Annotated in this window: 14 protein-coding genes; 3 read left to right on the forward strand and 11 right to left on the reverse strand. The window is 71.5% G+C overall.

Annotated features, from left to right (window positions below; all coding sequences use genetic code 11):
* Window positions 1-411: 411 nt before the first annotated feature.
* Window positions 412-1,515, reverse strand: a complete 1,104-nt coding sequence (gene cds1, locus ABD191_RS26445) for an L-cysteine desulfhydrase Cds1 (protein WP_344087824.1) — start codon at window positions 1,513-1,515, stop codon at window positions 412-414.
* A gap of 230 nt (window positions 1,516-1,745) precedes the next feature.
* On the opposite strand from cds1, the gene ABD191_RS26450 reads away from it, so the two are divergent.
* Window positions 1,746-1,952, forward strand: coding sequence for a BldC family transcriptional regulator (locus ABD191_RS26450; RefSeq protein ID WP_344087827.1), 207 nt, complete (start codon window positions 1,746-1,748; stop codon window positions 1,950-1,952).
* 19 nt (window positions 1,953-1,971) lie between these two features.
* Here ABD191_RS26450 and ABD191_RS26455 read toward each other — a convergent pair whose 3' ends face one another.
* Genes ABD191_RS26455 through ABD191_RS26465 form a run of 3 tightly spaced genes read right to left on the reverse strand, consistent with a single transcriptional unit; the run spans window position 1,972 to window position 4,963 of the window.
* Window positions 1,972-2,610, reverse strand: a complete 639-nt coding sequence (locus ABD191_RS26455; RefSeq protein WP_344087830.1) for a UbiX family flavin prenyltransferase — start codon at window positions 2,608-2,610, stop codon at window positions 1,972-1,974.
* Complete coding sequence (gene mqnP, locus ABD191_RS26460) at window positions 2,607-3,503, reverse strand: menaquinone biosynthesis prenyltransferase MqnP (RefSeq protein ID WP_425560877.1); 897 nt, start codon at window positions 3,501-3,503, stop codon at window positions 2,607-2,609. The genes ABD191_RS26455 and mqnP overlap by 4 nt, the downstream gene beginning before the upstream one ends.
* Window positions 3,491-4,963 carry a menaquinone biosynthesis decarboxylase gene (locus ABD191_RS26465; RefSeq protein ID WP_344087836.1) on the reverse strand — a complete coding sequence of 491 codons (1,473 nt, stop codon included), beginning with the start codon at window positions 4,961-4,963 and terminating at the stop codon, window positions 3,491-3,493. Before ABD191_RS26465 ends, mqnP begins: the two co-directional genes overlap by 13 nt.
* A 62-nt stretch (window positions 4,964-5,025) precedes the next feature.
* On the opposite strand from ABD191_RS26465, the gene ABD191_RS26470 reads away from it, so the two are divergent.
* On the forward strand, window positions 5,026-5,772 hold the full coding sequence (locus ABD191_RS26470) for a hypothetical protein (RefSeq protein WP_344087839.1): 747 nt from the start codon (window positions 5,026-5,028) through the stop codon (window positions 5,770-5,772).
* A gap of 29 nt (window positions 5,773-5,801) precedes the next feature.
* Here ABD191_RS26470 and ccsB read toward each other — a convergent pair whose 3' ends face one another.
* From ccsB to hemL, 6 genes are read right to left on the reverse strand one after another with little or no spacing between them, the layout of a single operon-like run.
* Window positions 5,802-6,824, reverse strand: coding sequence for a c-type cytochrome biogenesis protein CcsB (gene ccsB, locus ABD191_RS26475; RefSeq protein ID WP_344087842.1), 1,023 nt, complete (start codon window positions 6,822-6,824; stop codon window positions 5,802-5,804).
* Window positions 6,748-8,352 (reverse strand): cytochrome c biogenesis protein ResB, encoded by a 1,605-nt coding sequence (gene resB / locus ABD191_RS26480; protein WP_344087845.1) that lies wholly within the window; start codon window positions 8,350-8,352, stop codon window positions 6,748-6,750. The genes ccsB and resB overlap by 77 nt, the downstream gene beginning before the upstream one ends.
* Window positions 8,349-9,116, reverse strand: coding sequence for a cytochrome c biogenesis CcdA family protein (locus ABD191_RS26485; protein ID WP_344087848.1), 768 nt, complete (start codon window positions 9,114-9,116; stop codon window positions 8,349-8,351). Before ABD191_RS26485 ends, resB begins: the two co-directional genes overlap by 4 nt.
* Window positions 9,116-9,658: a TlpA family protein disulfide reductase gene (locus tag ABD191_RS26490; protein WP_344087903.1), complete on the reverse strand. Its 543-nt coding sequence runs from the start codon at window positions 9,656-9,658 to the stop codon at window positions 9,116-9,118. Before ABD191_RS26490 ends, ABD191_RS26485 begins: the two co-directional genes overlap by 1 nt.
* A complete protein-coding gene (locus ABD191_RS26495) occupies window positions 9,655-10,299 on the reverse strand; it encodes a histidine phosphatase family protein (RefSeq protein WP_344087851.1) in 645 nt (214 codons plus the stop codon). Before ABD191_RS26495 ends, ABD191_RS26490 begins: the two co-directional genes overlap by 4 nt.
* Window positions 10,296-11,675 carry a glutamate-1-semialdehyde 2,1-aminomutase gene (hemL, locus tag ABD191_RS26500; RefSeq protein ID WP_344087854.1) on the reverse strand — a complete coding sequence of 460 codons (1,380 nt, stop codon included), beginning with the start codon at window positions 11,673-11,675 and terminating at the stop codon, window positions 10,296-10,298. The genes ABD191_RS26495 and hemL overlap by 4 nt, the downstream gene beginning before the upstream one ends.
* A gap of 83 nt (window positions 11,676-11,758) precedes the next feature.
* Here hemL and ABD191_RS26505 point away from each other — a divergent pair, with 83 nt between their 5' ends.
* Window positions 11,759-13,852: a S9 family peptidase gene (locus tag ABD191_RS26505; RefSeq protein WP_344087857.1), complete on the forward strand. Its 2,094-nt coding sequence runs from the start codon at window positions 11,759-11,761 to the stop codon at window positions 13,850-13,852.
* 24 nt (window positions 13,853-13,876) lie between these two features.
* Here the strand turns inward: ABD191_RS26505 and ABD191_RS26510 are convergent, their stop codons facing one another.
* Complete coding sequence (locus ABD191_RS26510; protein WP_344087860.1) at window positions 13,877-15,091, reverse strand: ABC transporter substrate-binding protein; 1,215 nt, start codon at window positions 15,089-15,091, stop codon at window positions 13,877-13,879.
* Between the last annotated feature and the right edge of the window lie 59 nt (window positions 15,092-15,150).

Consider the following 15,150-nt stretch of genomic DNA (forward strand, 5'->3'; position numbering starts at 1 on the left):
AATCCACCACGCCCTCACCGTTGACAAACCATAGGAGCATCACTTTGGCGGCATCCGGGCCCGTCCATCCCGCCAAAGTGCGCACCTTGGCGGACGAGGCGAGCAGGGGGCGGGGGCACGGGGCGAGCACGGACGGGGCACGGGGTGGGGGCGGTGGGCTTGGGCGTTTGCGCGCGGCGGGGACCGGGCATCCACCATCTAGCGAAACTTACGGTCCGTAACGTCCGTGCTGAGCTGCGCGGATGGGGCGGGCGTCACGGTCCAGCCGCGCACCATTGACATGGCCGAAACACGGTGTCATATTGGGAGCGCTCCCAAAACAATCGGCTTTGTTCGATGGGCACGGGGGATACAACCAGCTCAGAGGGGGAGGCGGCTCAGCAGGGGCCGCCTCTTTCGTGTCCGAGGTGACTACTCAACGTCACCGAACGACCACGATCCGGTCGCCAGGAAGCGGTCGATCGCGGCGAGGTGCGGGGCCAGGTCGAGGCGCTGCGCGCGTACCCATTGATCATTGAAGTAGGTGTCCGCGTACCGTTCGCCGCCGTCGCAGAGCAACGTGACCACGGAGCCCTGCGTGCCCTGGCTGAGCATCTCGGCGATCAGGCCGAAGGCGCCCCATAGGTTCGTCCCGGTGGAGCCGCCCACCCGGCGGCCCAGTATCGCGGAGCCCGCGCGCATCGCGGCGATGGAGCCGGCGTCGGGGACCCGGATCATGCGGTCGACGACCGACGGTTGGAACGAGGGCTCGACCCGGGGACGGCCGATGCCCTCGATCCGCGACGTCTGGCCCGTCTCGACGGAGTAGTCCCCGGCCACCCAGCCCTCGTAGAACGCCGACCCCTCCGGGTCCACCACGCACAGCTTCGTGCAGTGGCGCTGATAGCGGGCATAGCGCCCGATCGTCGCGGACGTGCCGCCGGTGCCGGCGCCGACCACGACCCAGGTGGGGATGGGATGCCGTTCCAGGGCGAGTTGGCCGAAGATCGACTCGGCGATGTTGTTGTTGCCCCGCCAGTCCGTGGCCCGTTCGGCGTAGGTGAACTGGTCCATGAAGTGCCCGCCCGTATCAGCGGCCAGAGCCCGGGCGGCCTCAACGACGGTCGCGCCGTCCGACACCAGGTGACAGGTGCCGCCCTGGAACTCGATGAGCGCGATCTTCTCAGGCGACGTGGACGCCGGCATGACCGCCACGAAGGGCAGGCCGAGCAACCGGGCGAAGTACGCCTCGGAGACGGCGGTCGAGCCCGAGGAGGCCTCCACAATGGTGGTACCGGGCCGGATCCAGCCGCCGCACAAGGCATACAGGAACAGGGAACGGGCCAGCCGGTGCTTGAGTGAACCGGTGGGGTGTACGGACTCGTCCTTGAGGTACAGGTCGACACCCCACGAACGCGGTAGCGGGAACGGCAGTAGGTGGGTGTCGGCTGAGCGGTTCGCGTCCGCTTCGACGACCGCGATCGCCTCTGTCACCCACTCGCGATCCGAGTCCGAACAACGCTCCAACTGTTCCACCGGCAGACCCTAACCTGATGATCGCGATCGGCGTCGCACGCGTGTCCGGCTCGCCTATTCTCCCCGCAGAACGCCCCTACACAACGCGAATTACGGTTTGTCGGACATGGGGTTATGGCGGTGCTGTAATGGTCGTACGTCCCATCGAAGACTCTGGCTCGGGCTGGCCGTCACCCCTGTGTCGATCACGGTCGAGCCGCAGAGAGCTTCGGCGACGCAAGGAGGGGGTCGTGGACACTGGAGATCGTCTGCTCACACCGGGCGAGGTGGCCGCGCTGTTCCGCGTCGACCCGAAGACTGTCACGCGATGGGCGGCGGCCGGCCGGATCAGTAGCATCCGTACGCCCGGCGGTCACCGCCGCTTCCGTGAGTCAGAGGTACGCGCCCTGCTGGAAGGCGAGGCCGAGGAGAACGCAGCCACCCCACCCACGCGATGACATAACGGCGCAAACGTCACTACTCGGAAAGGCGGCCAGCACCCAGCTCCCCAGACCACCGCGTGAGGAGCGAATGGCCGACATCGATGGCATCAAGTACCTTCGCCGCCACGAAGTCGACCAGTTGCTGGCCGCTGGCCCGTGCCCCGGCACCGTAGAAGCCCGGGCTGGCCGGCAGCACGACCGCCCCGGCGTCGTGCAGCGCGATCAGGTGCTCCAGGTGGCCGCGGGTGACCGGGGTCTCGCGGGGCACCACCACCACCGGGCGGCGCTCCTTGAGGTTCACCTCGGCCGCCCGCTGTAACAGGTCCTTGCTGAGGCCGATCGCGATGCCGGCGCACGCCGCGGTGCTGGCGGGGACCACGAGCATGCCGCGGGCCGGGTACGAGCCGGACGCCGGGCCGCCACCGAGGTCGCCCGGCGGCCAGTACACGACGTCGCCCGGATCGGTGCCGAGCCAGGCCGCGAGGTCGTCCTTCCAGTGGGCGTCGCGGAACCGCACGCCGGTCTCATCCAGCAGGGTGAGCCGGGCGGCCCGCGAGACCACCAGATCGACGGACTCGCCGGCGTCGAACAGCCCTCGCAGCACCGCGGCGGCGTACGGGGTTCCGGAGGCCCCGGAGACGCCCACGATCCAGGGAACGCGGGCCGCCGTCATGGCCGCAGGCCCCCGTTCACCACCAGGTCGGCCAGCCCGAAGGCGAACAGCGCGATGCCGATGACCCCGTTGGCGGTGAAGAACGCGCGGTTGACCCGCGACAGGTCGTCCGCGCGGACGATCGCATGCTCGTAGACGAGGACGGCTCCGGTCAGGGCCAGCCCGACCCACCACAGCCAGCCGTAGTTCACCACCACGCCGTACCAGACGAAGAACGCCATCGTGACGACATGGACGGCCGACGAGATGCGCAGCGACCCCGCGATCCCCCAGCGCACCGGCACGGACCCGACCCCGATCCGCTTGTCGGCCTCGTAGTCCTGGCAGGCGTAGATGCAGTCGAACCCGCCGATCCACGTGCCGACCGCGACGCCGAGCAGCGCCGCCGGCCACGACCATTCGCCGGTCACGCCGATCCACGCGCCCACGGGCGCCACCGCCTGGGCGAGCGCCAGGAACGCCTGCGGGTAGTTCGTGAACCGCTTCGCGTACGAGTAGATGACGAGCGCGATGACAGCCAGCGGGGACAGGGCCAGGCACAGCCAGTTGAGGGCCGCCGCCGAGGCCAGGAAGATCACCAGACTGAGCACGAGCCCGACCCAGGCGGTGCGCAGCGACACGGCGCCCGTGACGAGTTCGCGGCCGGCGGTGCGCGGGTTCTGCGCGTCGATGTGCCGGTCGATGATCCGGTTGGCGGCCATGGCGACCGTCCGCCCGGCGACCATCGCCACGGTGATCAGTCCGAGGGTGCCCCACCGGATCGAAGGCGCCATGGCGGTCAGCGCGGCCAGGTACGCGAACGGCAGCGCGAAGATCGAGTGTTCGATCATCACGAGCCGCAGGAAGGCCCGCACCGGCGGCGGGCGTTCGGCCACCGCTGTCACAGGCCGAATTCCTTCCAGCGACGGTCCACCCGCGCCACGACCTCGGGGGACATGACGGCGTCCTCCGGCCAGCCCCGCGTGTACCCCTCCGTGGGCAGCTTGCGGGTCGCGTCGATGCCCGCCTTGCCGCCCCAGAACTGCTGGTACGACGAGTGGTCCAGGTGGTCGACCGGCCCGGAGGTGATCAGCAGGTCGTGGGCGTAGTCCACGTTGCCGAACGCCCGGAACGCCACCTCGTTGTAGTCGTGCGGGTCGCAGTCGTCGTCCACCACGACGATCAGCTTCGACAGCGACAGCAGGTGCGCGCCCCAGATCGACGACATGACCTTCTGCGCGTGCTTGGGGTACCGCTTGTTGATGGAGACGATGCAGCAGTTGTGGAAGACGCCCGCCTCGGGCAGGTGGTAGTCGACGATGTCCGGGATGAGCATCTTCAGCAGCGGGAGGAAGATGCGCTCGGTGGCGTGCCCGATGCCGCCGTCCTCCTGCGGGGGCTTGGACGTCACGATCGAGTGGTAGACCGGGTCCCGCTGGGTCGTCATGCACGTGACGTGCAGCACGGGGAACGGCTCGACCGGGGTGTAGAACCCGGTGTGGTCGCCGAACGGGCCCTCGGGCGCCCGCTCCCCCGGCTCCACGTACCCCTCCAGCACGATCTGCGCGCTCGCCGGCACCTGCAGCGGCACGGTGAGGCAGTCGACCATCTCGACCCGCTCGCCGCGCAGGAACCCGGCGAACAGGTACTCGTCGATGTCGCCCGGCAGCGGCGCCGACGCCGAGTAGCTGACCACCGGGTCGCAGCCGATCGCGACGGCCACGGGCAGCCGCTGGCCGAGCCGCTCGGCGACCGCGTGGTGGGCCGTGGAGTCCTTGTGGATCTGCCAGTGCATGCCCAGGGTGTTGTGGGAGTGCTGCTGCAGCCGGTAGAGGCCGAGGTTGCGCTTGCCGGTCTCGGGGTGCTTCGTGTGGGTCAACCCGAAGTTGTGGAAGACGCCGCCGTCGCCGGGCCAGCTCTGCAGCCCGGGCAGCCGGTTGAGGTCGACCTCGCCGTCCCGGTAGACCACCTCCTGGCAGGATCCCGTCTTCACCTTCTTGGGCGGCACGCTCTTGAGCTGTAGCAGCTTGCCGAGCCCTTCGCGGATGCCGGAGAAGCCGACCGGCAGCTCGGGACGCACGAGCGACCCGATCCGGTCGCCGATCTCGTTCACGTCCCCCACGCCGAGCGCCATCGCGGCGCGCTTGTGCGACCCGAACAGGTTGATCGCGACCGGCATGTCGCCCCTGGTCGGCCGTTCGAACAGCAGCGCCGGACCGCCGGCCCGCACCGTGCGCGTGACGATCTCGCTCATCTCCAGGGTGGGGTCCACCGGGACCGTGATGCGGTGCAGCTCGCCGGCCTTCTCCAGCGTCTGGAGGAAGTCCTTGAGATCGGTGTACGGGCCATACTGTCCGGACTGCGCACGTGCCATGCCCTGCAGTCTGCCGGGTCGGGTGACGTCACCCGCTGGCGGGCTGTCCCGTTGAGGTGTTCGTGGCAATCGCGCGGGCAGGGGTCGCGCTCTGCGGCGTACTCCTCACTGTTCTTCTGGCGTCCGCGGCGTGGGCCGCGCCGGCCGACGGGCCGCCACCACCCACGCCCGCTACGCCGCAGCCGCGCGCCGGGTACCACCACCTCGGCGCGACGACCGTCAGCGGGTGGTCCGGCGTCTCGGGCCGCCTCACGGTCGCGAACCCGGGCGTACGGGCCGGCACATACGACTTCGTGGCGGCCCGCTTCATGGCCCGCAGCGCGGACGGTACGGCCTGGTTGGAGGCCGGCTGGTCGGAGAACGGCTGGCTGCGCGACGGCCGCCAGCGGGTCTACACGTACGACACGGTGAGCCGCCGGTGGACCTTCCACGACGAGTACCCGATCACCCCCGGCGACCGCGTGTGGATCAACCTGGAGTCGGCCGGCGACGGGCACTGGCGGGCGTGGCTGTGGTGGCGCGGCCAGTGGCGGCTGCTCATCGACCAGCGCGTGCCGATCGGCCGGTCCACGACGATCGAGCAGTATGTCGAGGTGTACGTGGACCCGGCGATGGGCGGCTACATCACCCTGCCGAAGGCCGGCTTCGACAACGTGCGGCTGCGCGACGCGGGCGGCGGCAGCACGTTCTGGCGGGAGGGCGAGGTGCCCACGGGCGCCGGGAGCGGGTTCGCGAACTACTGCCTCAACTGGGTGAAGCGCTACGACACCTGGTCGGCCGCGACCTGCGCCGCCGCCCGGGCCCGCTGACCCTCAACGAGGGTCGCGGCGGCGACGGGTCACTCGACGCCGGCGTAGGAGTGCATGCCGACCGCGACGAAATTGATCACGTAAAGGTTGATCACCATGGTGGCCCAGGCGAGCACGCCGATCCAGGTGGCCGTGGTGCGGCGCACGCTCGGCGTCGCCCGGGCGTGCAGGTAACCGGCGTAGATCACCCAGGAGATGAACGACCAGGTCTCCTTCGGGTCCCAGCCCCAGTACCGGCCCCAGGCCGCCTCGGCCCAGATCGCGCCGCAGATGATGGCGAAGGTCCAGATCGGGAAACCGAAGACGGTCACCCGGAACGCGAGACGCTCCAGCGAGTCGGCGGCCGGCAGGCGGCGGCCCAGGGTGTACGGGAACGACCGCTTGCCCCGGTCCCAGCCGTCGCGCGCGAGGAACAGCGCCGACGGGATGAACGCCATCAGCAGGATGCCCGACGACAGCGCCGCCGCCGAGACGTGGATCTTCAGCCAGTACGAGTTGAGGGCCGGCGCCAACGGCGCGACCTGCGTGTGCAGGACCAGCAGCGCGAAGCCGAGCAGCAGCACCTGAGCCAGCGCGACGAACAGCCCCAGCAGCCGCACGGCGGGCCGCAACGCCAGCATGACCAGCCACGACACGATGCCCACGAAACATGCGGCGAGGACGAACTCGTACATGTTGCCCCACGGCACCCGCTCGGCCGCCAGGCCGCGGGTGACGAGCGCGCCGCCGTGCGCGAGCGCGGCGACCGCCGTGAGCGCCACGCCGATCTTGCCGAAGATCGCGGCGCGCTGGCCCTTGCCGCCCGCGGGCGACGGTGCCGTCCCGACGTCGGCCACGGGCGAGGAGAGGCCGTCCGGGTCGTCCCACAGCGGGTCGTGCACCCGCTCGGGGCCGCCCCCGACCGAGGCCGTCACCAGCTCCCTGCGGGGAGCGGCCGCGACCCGGGCCACGACGCCGTTCGAGCTGAAGGCGTACTCAGCCGCGTACCCCAGCATTGCCAGGGCGTACCCCAGGATCGTCCACATCAGCAGCTGGTCGGACAGTTCGGCCATGGTTCTCCTCGATCACACTCACAAGCTGACTGAACTCCACCGCGAAGGAGGGCTGTTCGGTTCGGGGCAAGCCACCCAGCGAAATGAGGCTACGCCCGTCCTCATCAGGCACGACGCGCGCCCACGCCCGCCGGCGCCGGCCGGTCAGGGAAATGAGCAGCCCGGCGAGCATGACGACCGACCCGGCCAGGACCGTCTGCTGGCCCGGGTCGTACCGCACGGACAGGGCCGCCCACTTCCGGGTGCCCAGGAACGTCATCGTCGAGCCGTCCGGCAGCGTCCACGACTCGCCGGGTGCCAGCTTCGTCTCCGGGCCGACCTGGCTGAGCTGGCCCGAGTCGATCTGCCTGCGGTCCAGTTCGTACACGGACTGGGCCCGGCCGGTGTCCAGGCCGATGTCTCCCTGGTAGGCCGAGCACATGAGGGCCGGATTCTTCTCGGCCGGGTGCGCCGAGCGGGCCAGGGTCACATCCGACGGCACGGTCGGCAGGTACACGCAGGAGAACGCCGTCTGCGCCCGGTCCGAGCGCGGCGCCTTGCCGGTCGGGTCGATGTTCGCGTCCGGGAACGCCGCCAGCCCGTGCGAGGTGAGGAAGTCGTCGTCGACGAGGAACGGCGCGACCGTGGTCTGCGACACCCCGTACCGGTCGGTGTAGCGGACGATGACCGCGTACCCGTGGCCGAACAGGTAGACGTTCGCCCCGTCGAGGCGCAGCGGGTCGTTGACCGAGAAGGTGGCCTGGCGCGGCGCCCCCGACAGCCCTTCGGTGTAGGTCGCGTGGGCCGCGAACGACACCGGCTGTCCGCTGTCGAGATACTCGACGTCGAAGCCGTCGAGTTGCAGGCAGAACGGGGGCAGGTCCTCGGCGCCGACCCGCGCGCCCAGCGCCGACTCGTCGAACTGCGGGATGCTGCTGCAGAACCCGTGATCCGGCCCGGCCACCACGATCCGGTTGCCCTCCCAGCCGTACCACGACCCGGCCGCGACCCCGACGAGCAGCGCGAGCAGGGAGAAGTGGAACAGCAGGTTGCCGGTCTCCTTGAGGTACCCCTTCTCGGCCGCGACCGTCACGCCGTCAGCGTGCTCGCGCACGGCGACGCGCCACCGGCGCTTGCGCAGCGTCGCGGCGACCGCCTCGGCGACGGCCGCGGGAGCGCCGTCCGCCGCCAGGCCGCTGGCGTGTTGCGGCAGGCGGTCCAGCCGCTTCGGGGCGTCCGGGGGTACGGCCCGCAGCGCGCGTACGTGCTGGGCGAGCCGGGGCAGCAGGCACCCGACGAGGGAGGTGAACAGCAGCAGGTAGATCGCGGAGAACCAGGGCGAGGAGTAGACGGAGAAGCCCCACAGCCGGTCCAGCCACGGGCCCAGGTCGGGGTGGTCGCGCAGGTACTGGTTGACCCGCTCCGGGTTGAGGTTGCGCTGCGGCAGCAGGGAACCGGGGATGGCGGCGACGGCGAGCAGGAACAGCAGCAGCAGCGCCGTGCGCATGCTGGTCAGCCAACGCCAGAAGGCCCGCGCGGAGGCGATCATATGCCGACGCTTCCGGGGCCGATGGTCGCGCGCAGCCAGTTGAGGAAGCCGCCCCAGACGCCCGTGACCAGGGCGAGGCCGACGACGATGAGCAGCGCCCCGCCGACCCGGGTCACCCACTGGCTGTGCCGGCGGATGGCCTTGTGCACGCCGATGAGCCGACGGAAGCCCAACCCGAAGATCACGAACGGCAGGCCAAGGCCCAGGGAGTACGCGACCGCGAGGGTGACCGCGCGGGGCGTGGAGCCGCTCACGGTCGCCAGCCCGAGCACGGCACCCAGCGTCGGGCCGATGCACGGCACCCACGACAGCGCGAACACCGCGCCGAGCAGCGGGGCGCTGGCCAGGCCGGCCGCCGGCAGCTTGTGGACCCGCCACTCGCGCTGCAGGCCCGGTACCCAGCCGAGGAACGCGGCGCCGAGCACGATGATGAGTGCGCCGACCACGATCTCGACGGGTCGCTGGTGCACGAGCAGCGTGCGGCCCACCCCGGCGACGACCACCGTGGTGAGCGTGAAGATCACGGTGAAGCCGGCGATGAACCCGGCCGTGCCGAGCAGCACCCGGCCGCGCACCCCGGCGTCCGGCCGGTCGAGCCGGTCGCGCAGGTCGGCGCCGGCCAGACCGGTCATGTACGACAGGTAGCCCGGCACGAGCGGCAGCACGCACGGCGACAGGAAGCTGACCAACCCGGCGAGCGCGGCGACGCCGACCGCCACGAGGATCGGACCCCCGGTGGCCAGCTCGGCGAAGGTCTCGCCCATTACGCGCTCTCCGCGGCGATCTGCGCGACGATCGGCTCCAGGTCCGACCGCAGCATCGCCTTGCGGATCATCGCGGCGACCCGGTGCTGGCGGTCCAGGATGATCGTGGCGGGCAGTGAGGTGGGCGGGATGTTGAACGTCAGCGCCAGCTTGCTGGCCGGGTCGAACAGGCTCGGATAGCTGACCTGGCCGGCGATGAACTGCTTGGCCTTGTCCCGGTCGTCGCGGATGTTGACGCCGAGGAACGCGACCCCGCTGGCCTTCGTCGCCTGGTAGGTCTGTTCGAGGTCGTCCTTCTCCACGCGGCACGGGCCGCACCACGACGCCCAGAAGTTGATCACGACGACGTCGCCCGCGTGCGACGAGATGTCGTACGAGCCGCCGTCGAGCAGGTCACCCGCGACCTTCTGGACCTCGCCGCGCTCGGCCACCGGGTACACGGCGACGAGCGAGGGCGGGCTCTGGCCCGTACCCGAACAGGCGGTGAGGGTGACCAGCGCGGCGGTGAACGCCGCGATGAGGGCGAGGCGGCGCATCGTCAGGCGCCCTTGGCCTTGAACGCGTCCTGGGACAGGCCGAGCAGGTGCCCGGCCGGCTCGGTGTAGCCGACGCCCGCGAGCGTCTCGCCCTCGAAGTGGAAGCTGGTCACGCTTGCGAGCGAGCACTGGCGGCGGCGCGGGTCGTGCCAGAGGCGCTTGCGCTCCATCCACCGCCGCAGGATCCAGATCGGCAGCTGGTGGGAGACGGCGACGGCCTCGTGCCCGGCAGCGGCGTCGCGGGCGGCGAGCACGGCGGCGGTCATCCGGTCGGCGACGACCCGGTACGGCTCGCCCCAGGACGGGGTGAACGGGTCCCGGATGGTCCACCAGTTGCGCGGGTCGCGCAGCGCGCCGTCGCCCACGCCGACCGTCCTGCCCTCGAACATGTTGATGCTCTCCAGCAGCCGCTCGTCGCTGGCGATCTCCAGGCCGAACTCGGCGGCGATCGGCTCGGCGGTCTGCTGGGCGCGTTCCAGCGGGCTCGCCACGACGTAGGTGACGTCACGGCCGGAGAAGTACTGGGCGACCGCCTTGGCCATCTGCACGCCCAGCTCGGACAGCTTGTAGCCGGGCAGGCGGCCGTAGAGGACCTTCTGCGGGTTGAAGACCTCGCCGTGCCGCACGACGTGGACGATCGTGTTCATGCCCCTCCCCCCTCCGGGGTCACGCTGGTCGCGGCGGCGGCGGCCTCGGCCGCGGCCGGCAGGGCCCTGGCGAACACCTCGACCGCGTCGTCGTCGATCGCCGTCGAGACGAACCAGGCCTCGAACGCGCTCGGCGGCAGGTAGACCCCGTGGGCCAGCATCGCCTGGAAGAAGGCGGTGAACGCGGCCACGTGCTGGGCGCGCGCCTGGTCGTAGTTCGTGACCTCACCGCTGGTGAAGAAGATCGAGAACATGTTGCCGGCGTGCTGGAGCCGGTGGGCGACGCCAACCGCGTCGAGCGCCTTCGACGCGAGGCCGCTCAGCTGCGCGGCCGTGCGGTCCAGCGTCGCGTACGTGCCGGACGTGCACTCGCGCAGCGTGGCCAGGCCGGCGGCGCTGGCGAGCGGGTTGCCGGACAGCGTGCCGGCCTGGTAGACCGGCCCGGCCGGGGCCAGGTGGCCCATCACCTCGTGCCGGCCGCCGAACGCGGCGGCGGGCAGGCCGCCGCCCATGACCTTGCCGAAGGTGATCAGGTCGGCCGCGATCGGCTCGCCGCGCGACGCGGACAGCTCCGCCCAGCCGCCGCGCGCGACCCGGAAGCCCGTCATGACCTCGTCGAGGATCAGCAGCGCGCCGTGCCGGTGGGCGAGGTCGGCCAGGCCGGCGTTGAAGCCGGGCGCCGGCGGGACGACGCCCATGTTGCCGGCCGCGGCCTCCGTGATGATCGCCGCGATCTGGTCGCCCTCGACCGCGAAGACCGCCTCGACGGCCGCCAGGTCGTTGTACGGCAGGACGATCGTCTCCGCGGCCGCGCTGCGGGTGACGCCCGGCGAGTCCGGCAGGCCCGCGAGGTCGGCCTCCGTCCTGGCCGCCGCCAGGGTCGCGACGCCGGACCCGGCCGCGGCGAGCAGCCCGTCGGAGTGGCCGTGGTAACACCCGGCGAACTTGATGATCTTCGGCCGGTCGGTGAAGCCCCGGGCCAGGCGGATCGCGGACATCGTGGCCTCGGTGCCCGAGTTCACGAGGCGGACCTGGTCGACCGGGGTACGGCTCACGATCTCCTCGGCCAGCTCGACCTCGCCGGGGGTGGGCGCGCCGAAACTGGTGCCCTTCGCGGCGGCCCGGGTCACCGCCTCGATGACGGCGGGGTGGGCGTGGCCCAGGACGAGCGGGCCCCAGGAGCAGATGAGGTCCAGGTAGCGGCGGCCGTCGGCGTCGAACAGGTACGCGCCCTCGCCGCGCACCATGAACCGGGGTGTCCCGCCGACGGCGCGGAACGCGCGCACCGGCGAGTTCACCCCGCCCGGCACGACGGCCAGAGCGCGGTCGAAGAGGTCCTGGGAGGCTGGCGCCTCGGCGGGGAAGGTCTCAGTCACGGTGGGGCCATTCTGACAGCCCAGCCGACGCCGCTGGCCAGCAGCCCCGGCGCCGGGGCTACGTACGGGTAGCCTTGGCTGCCATGACGGTCACTGACGACGTGCTCTCCCCGCCAGCGCCGAAACGCGTTCCGCAGGTTCGCACCCACCACGGGGACGAGGTGGTCGACGAGTACGCGTGGCTCGCGGACAAGGACGATCCGGACACGGTCGCCTACCTCACGGCCGAGAACGACTGGACCGACGCGCGCACCGAACACCAGTCCGCCCTGCGGGAGACCCTGTTCAACGAGATCAAGCGGCGGACCAAGGAGACGGATCTGTCCGTCCCGGCCCGCAAGGGTGGGTACTGGTACTACTCCCGCACGGTGGAGGGCAAGCAGTACGCGATCCACTGCCGCCTGGTCGCCGACCCCGGGCAGGTCGTGCCCCCGTCGATCGACGCGGGCGGGCCGCTGCCGGGCGAGGAGATCCTGCTCGACGGCAACGCGCTGGCCGGCGACTCACCGTTCTTCTCCCTGGGCACGTTCGACGTGAGCCCGGACGGAACCCTGCTCGCCTACTCGGTGGACCTCACCGGCGACGAGCGGTTCACGCTGCGGATCAAGGACCTGCGCACCGGCGAACTGCTGCCGGACGAGCTGACCGAGGTCTTCTACGGCTCGGCCTGGGCCAAGGACGGGTCGGTGCTCTTCTACCAGACCGTCGACGACGCGTGGCGGCCCCACCGCGTCTGGCGGCACGTCCTCGGCACGCCGCGCGAGTCGGACGAGATCGCCTACGAGGAGCCGGACGAGCGGTTCTGGGTCGGCATCGGGCTGACCCGCTCCGAGGAGTACCTCCTCATCGACGTCCACAGCAAGGTCACGAGCGAGGTCTTCGTCGTGCCGGCCGCCGCGCCGCTCGACCCGCCCCGGTCGGTGGCCCCGCGCCGCCAGGGCGTCGAGTACGGCGTCGAGCACGACCCGGCCGGCAAGCGGTTCCTGATCATGCACAACGACGGCGCGGAGGACTTCGCGCTCGCCTGGACCCCGGCGGACGCCCCCGGCGCCTGGGAACCGCTCATCCCGCACGTGAAGGGCGTCCGGCTGCTCGACGTGGACGCGTTCGCCTCCCACCTGGTGGTGTCGCTGCGCCGCGACGGGCTCACCGGCCTGCGGGTCATCCCCGCCGACGGCGACGAGTACGAGATCACGTTCCCCGAGCCGATCTACACGGTCGGCCTCGACGCGAACCCGGAGTTCGACACCGCCACGATCCGGCTGCACTACTCCTCGCTGGTCAGCCCCGACTCGATCTACGACTACGACCTGCGCACCCGGGCCATGGTGCTGCGCAAGCAGCGGCCCGTGCTGGGCGGCTACGACCCGACGCAGTACGAGCAGCACCGCGAGTGGGCGGTCGCCCCCGACGGCACCAAGGTGCCGATCTCGCTGATCTGCCGGGTCGGCACCCCGCGCGACGGCTCCGCGCCCGCGGTCCTCTACGGGTACGGGTCGTACGAGGCGAGCATGGACCCCTGGTTCTCCATCGCCCGGCTGTCGCTCGTCGACCGGGGAGTGATCTTCGCGGTCGCGCACGTGCGCGGCGGCGGCGAACTCGGCCGGCACTGGTACGACGACGGCAAGCTGCTGCGCAAGAAGAACACGTTCACCGACTTCATCGCCTGTGCCCGCCACCTCGCGGCGAGCGGCTGGACGTCGGCCGACCGGCTCGTGGCCCGAGGCGGCTCGGCGGGCGGCCTGCTCGTCGGCGCGGTCGCCAACATGGCCCCGGACGCGTTCGCCGGCATCGTGGCGCAGGTGCCGTTCGTCGACGCGCTCACCACGATCCTCGACCCGAGCCTGCCGCTGACGGTCACCGAGTGGGAGGAGTGGGGCAACCCGCTCGAGGATCCGGAGGTGTACGCGTACATGAAGTCGTACACCCCGTACGAGAACGTGACGGACGTGCGCTACCCGGCGATCCTCGCGATGGGCAGCCTCAACGACACCCGGGTCCTGTTCCATGAGCCGGCCAAGTGGATCGCGCGCCTGCGGGCGGTCGCCCCGTCGGGCAACTACCTGCTGAAGACGGAGATGGGCGCGGGCCACGGCGGCCCGAGTGGCCGCTACGACTCGTGGCGCGAGGAGGCGTTCATCAACGCCTGGACCCTCGACCTGGTCGCCTCGACCTGACCTCTGCCTGATCGTCGCGGGCGGTCACCACGGGACCGGGACGGTCGACAGCTCGCGGGGGTAGACGACCCGGAAGCCGGTGCGCGTGCGGGCTTCGACGACCGCGCCGGCCAGGGTGTTCTGGCCGGTGGCGTCGAACCGTACGCCGTTCCAGGGCAGCATGAGCTGGGTGGCGGGCAGCCACATCTGGCGCAGGGCGGCGCGGACCGCGGTCGGGTCCGCGTCGCCCGCCGTGTCCAGGGCCACGGCCAGCGTCAGGGTCGCGGTGAACGCCTCGGCCGCGGCGGCCGTCATGGCCTTGCCGAAGCGCTTCTTGTACCGCTCCGCGATGGCCGAGGCCAGCGGGTTGCGCGACACGTACTCGGCCGACCAGCCGACCGCGCGCAACACCACGGGCTCGCCGGCCGGCGCGGTGGCCGCCATGCCGGCGAACCCCGGCCCGATGGCCAGCACCGGTGCGGGCACCGGCAGCGCACCGGCGACCCGGGCAGCTGTCGTGGCGCCGCCGTTCGTACCCGCCAGCGACACGACGACCGTGGCGCCGGCGAGGGCGATCTCGGACGCGATCGCGTAGTCCGGCCCGGTACGCGTGTCCACCTCGACCACCGTGCGATAGCCCGCGGTGCCGGCCAGTTGGCGGACGAGGGCGAGCAGGTTGTCCGCGCGGCCGTCGTGCAGCACGCCCAGCCGTACCCGTGCCGCGGCCGCCACCTGTTGGTGGCGCAGCAGCCCGAACGCGGCCTCCGCCAGCATCCGGTCGGTGGGCGCGGTGCGGAAGTACCACTCGTGGCCCAGGTCGGCGAGGTTGTCCGTCGACGTCAGCGCGTCGATGAAGGGCAGGCGCAGCCGTTCGGTCTGCCCGCTCACGGCGATGGCGGTCGCGGTCGGCCCGGCGCAGATGACCGCCACGGCGCCCTCGGCGCTCAGGCGCCCGGGCACCTTCGTCAGCGCCGCGGGCGAGCCGGTGTCGACCGTCACGAGCCGCAACGGCGCGCCGCCCAGCCCGGGCAGGCCGCGTTGCGCCGCGAGGGGCACGGTCAGGTCGCCGACGAACTCGTTGACCAGGTCCACGGCGAGGCGGGCCCCGTTGAGGACGTCCGTGTCCCCGGGGTCCGCGGCCAGCGCGATCGTCACCGGGACCGGCGGCGCGGTGGGAACGCGGCCGGCGTCGCAGGCGCCGGCGCCGAGGACCGCGACCACCGTGACGAGCAGATGGCCGACACACCGCCGTAAACGCACCGCCGTATCCTGGCTCGACGCGTAGGAGTTTTCAACCGCCGACAACGCGTTCGACGGTT

Source organism: Luedemannella helvata (assembly GCF_039528415.1).
Taxonomy (GTDB): domain Bacteria; phylum Actinomycetota; class Actinomycetes; order Mycobacteriales; family Micromonosporaceae; genus Luedemannella; species Luedemannella helvata.

Bases quoted from the DNA above. Each gene is read 5' to 3' on its own strand.
- ABD191_RS26455 (WP_344087830.1), bottom strand. From the start codon at position 2,610: ATGACGGCGGCCCGCGTTCCCTGGATCGTGGGCGTCTCCGGGGCCTCC.
- ABD191_RS26465 (WP_344087836.1), bottom strand. From the start codon at position 4,963: ATGGCACGTGCGCAGTCCGGACAGTATGGCCCGTACACCGATCTCAAG.
- ccsB (WP_344087842.1), bottom strand. From the start codon at position 6,824: ATGGCCGAACTGTCCGACCAGCTGCTGATGTGGACGATCCTGGGGTAC.
- resB (WP_344087845.1), bottom strand. From the start codon at position 8,352: ATGATCGCCTCCGCGCGGGCCTTCTGGCGTTGGCTGACCAGCATGCGC.
- ABD191_RS26485 (WP_344087848.1), bottom strand. From the start codon at position 9,116: ATGGGCGAGACCTTCGCCGAGCTGGCCACCGGGGGTCCGATCCTCGTG.
- ABD191_RS26495 (WP_344087851.1), bottom strand. From the start codon at position 10,299: ATGAACACGATCGTCCACGTCGTGCGGCACGGCGAGGTCTTCAACCCG.
- ABD191_RS26505 (WP_344087857.1), top strand. From the start codon at position 11,759: ATGACGGTCACTGACGACGTGCTCTCCCCGCCAGCGCCGAAACGCGTT.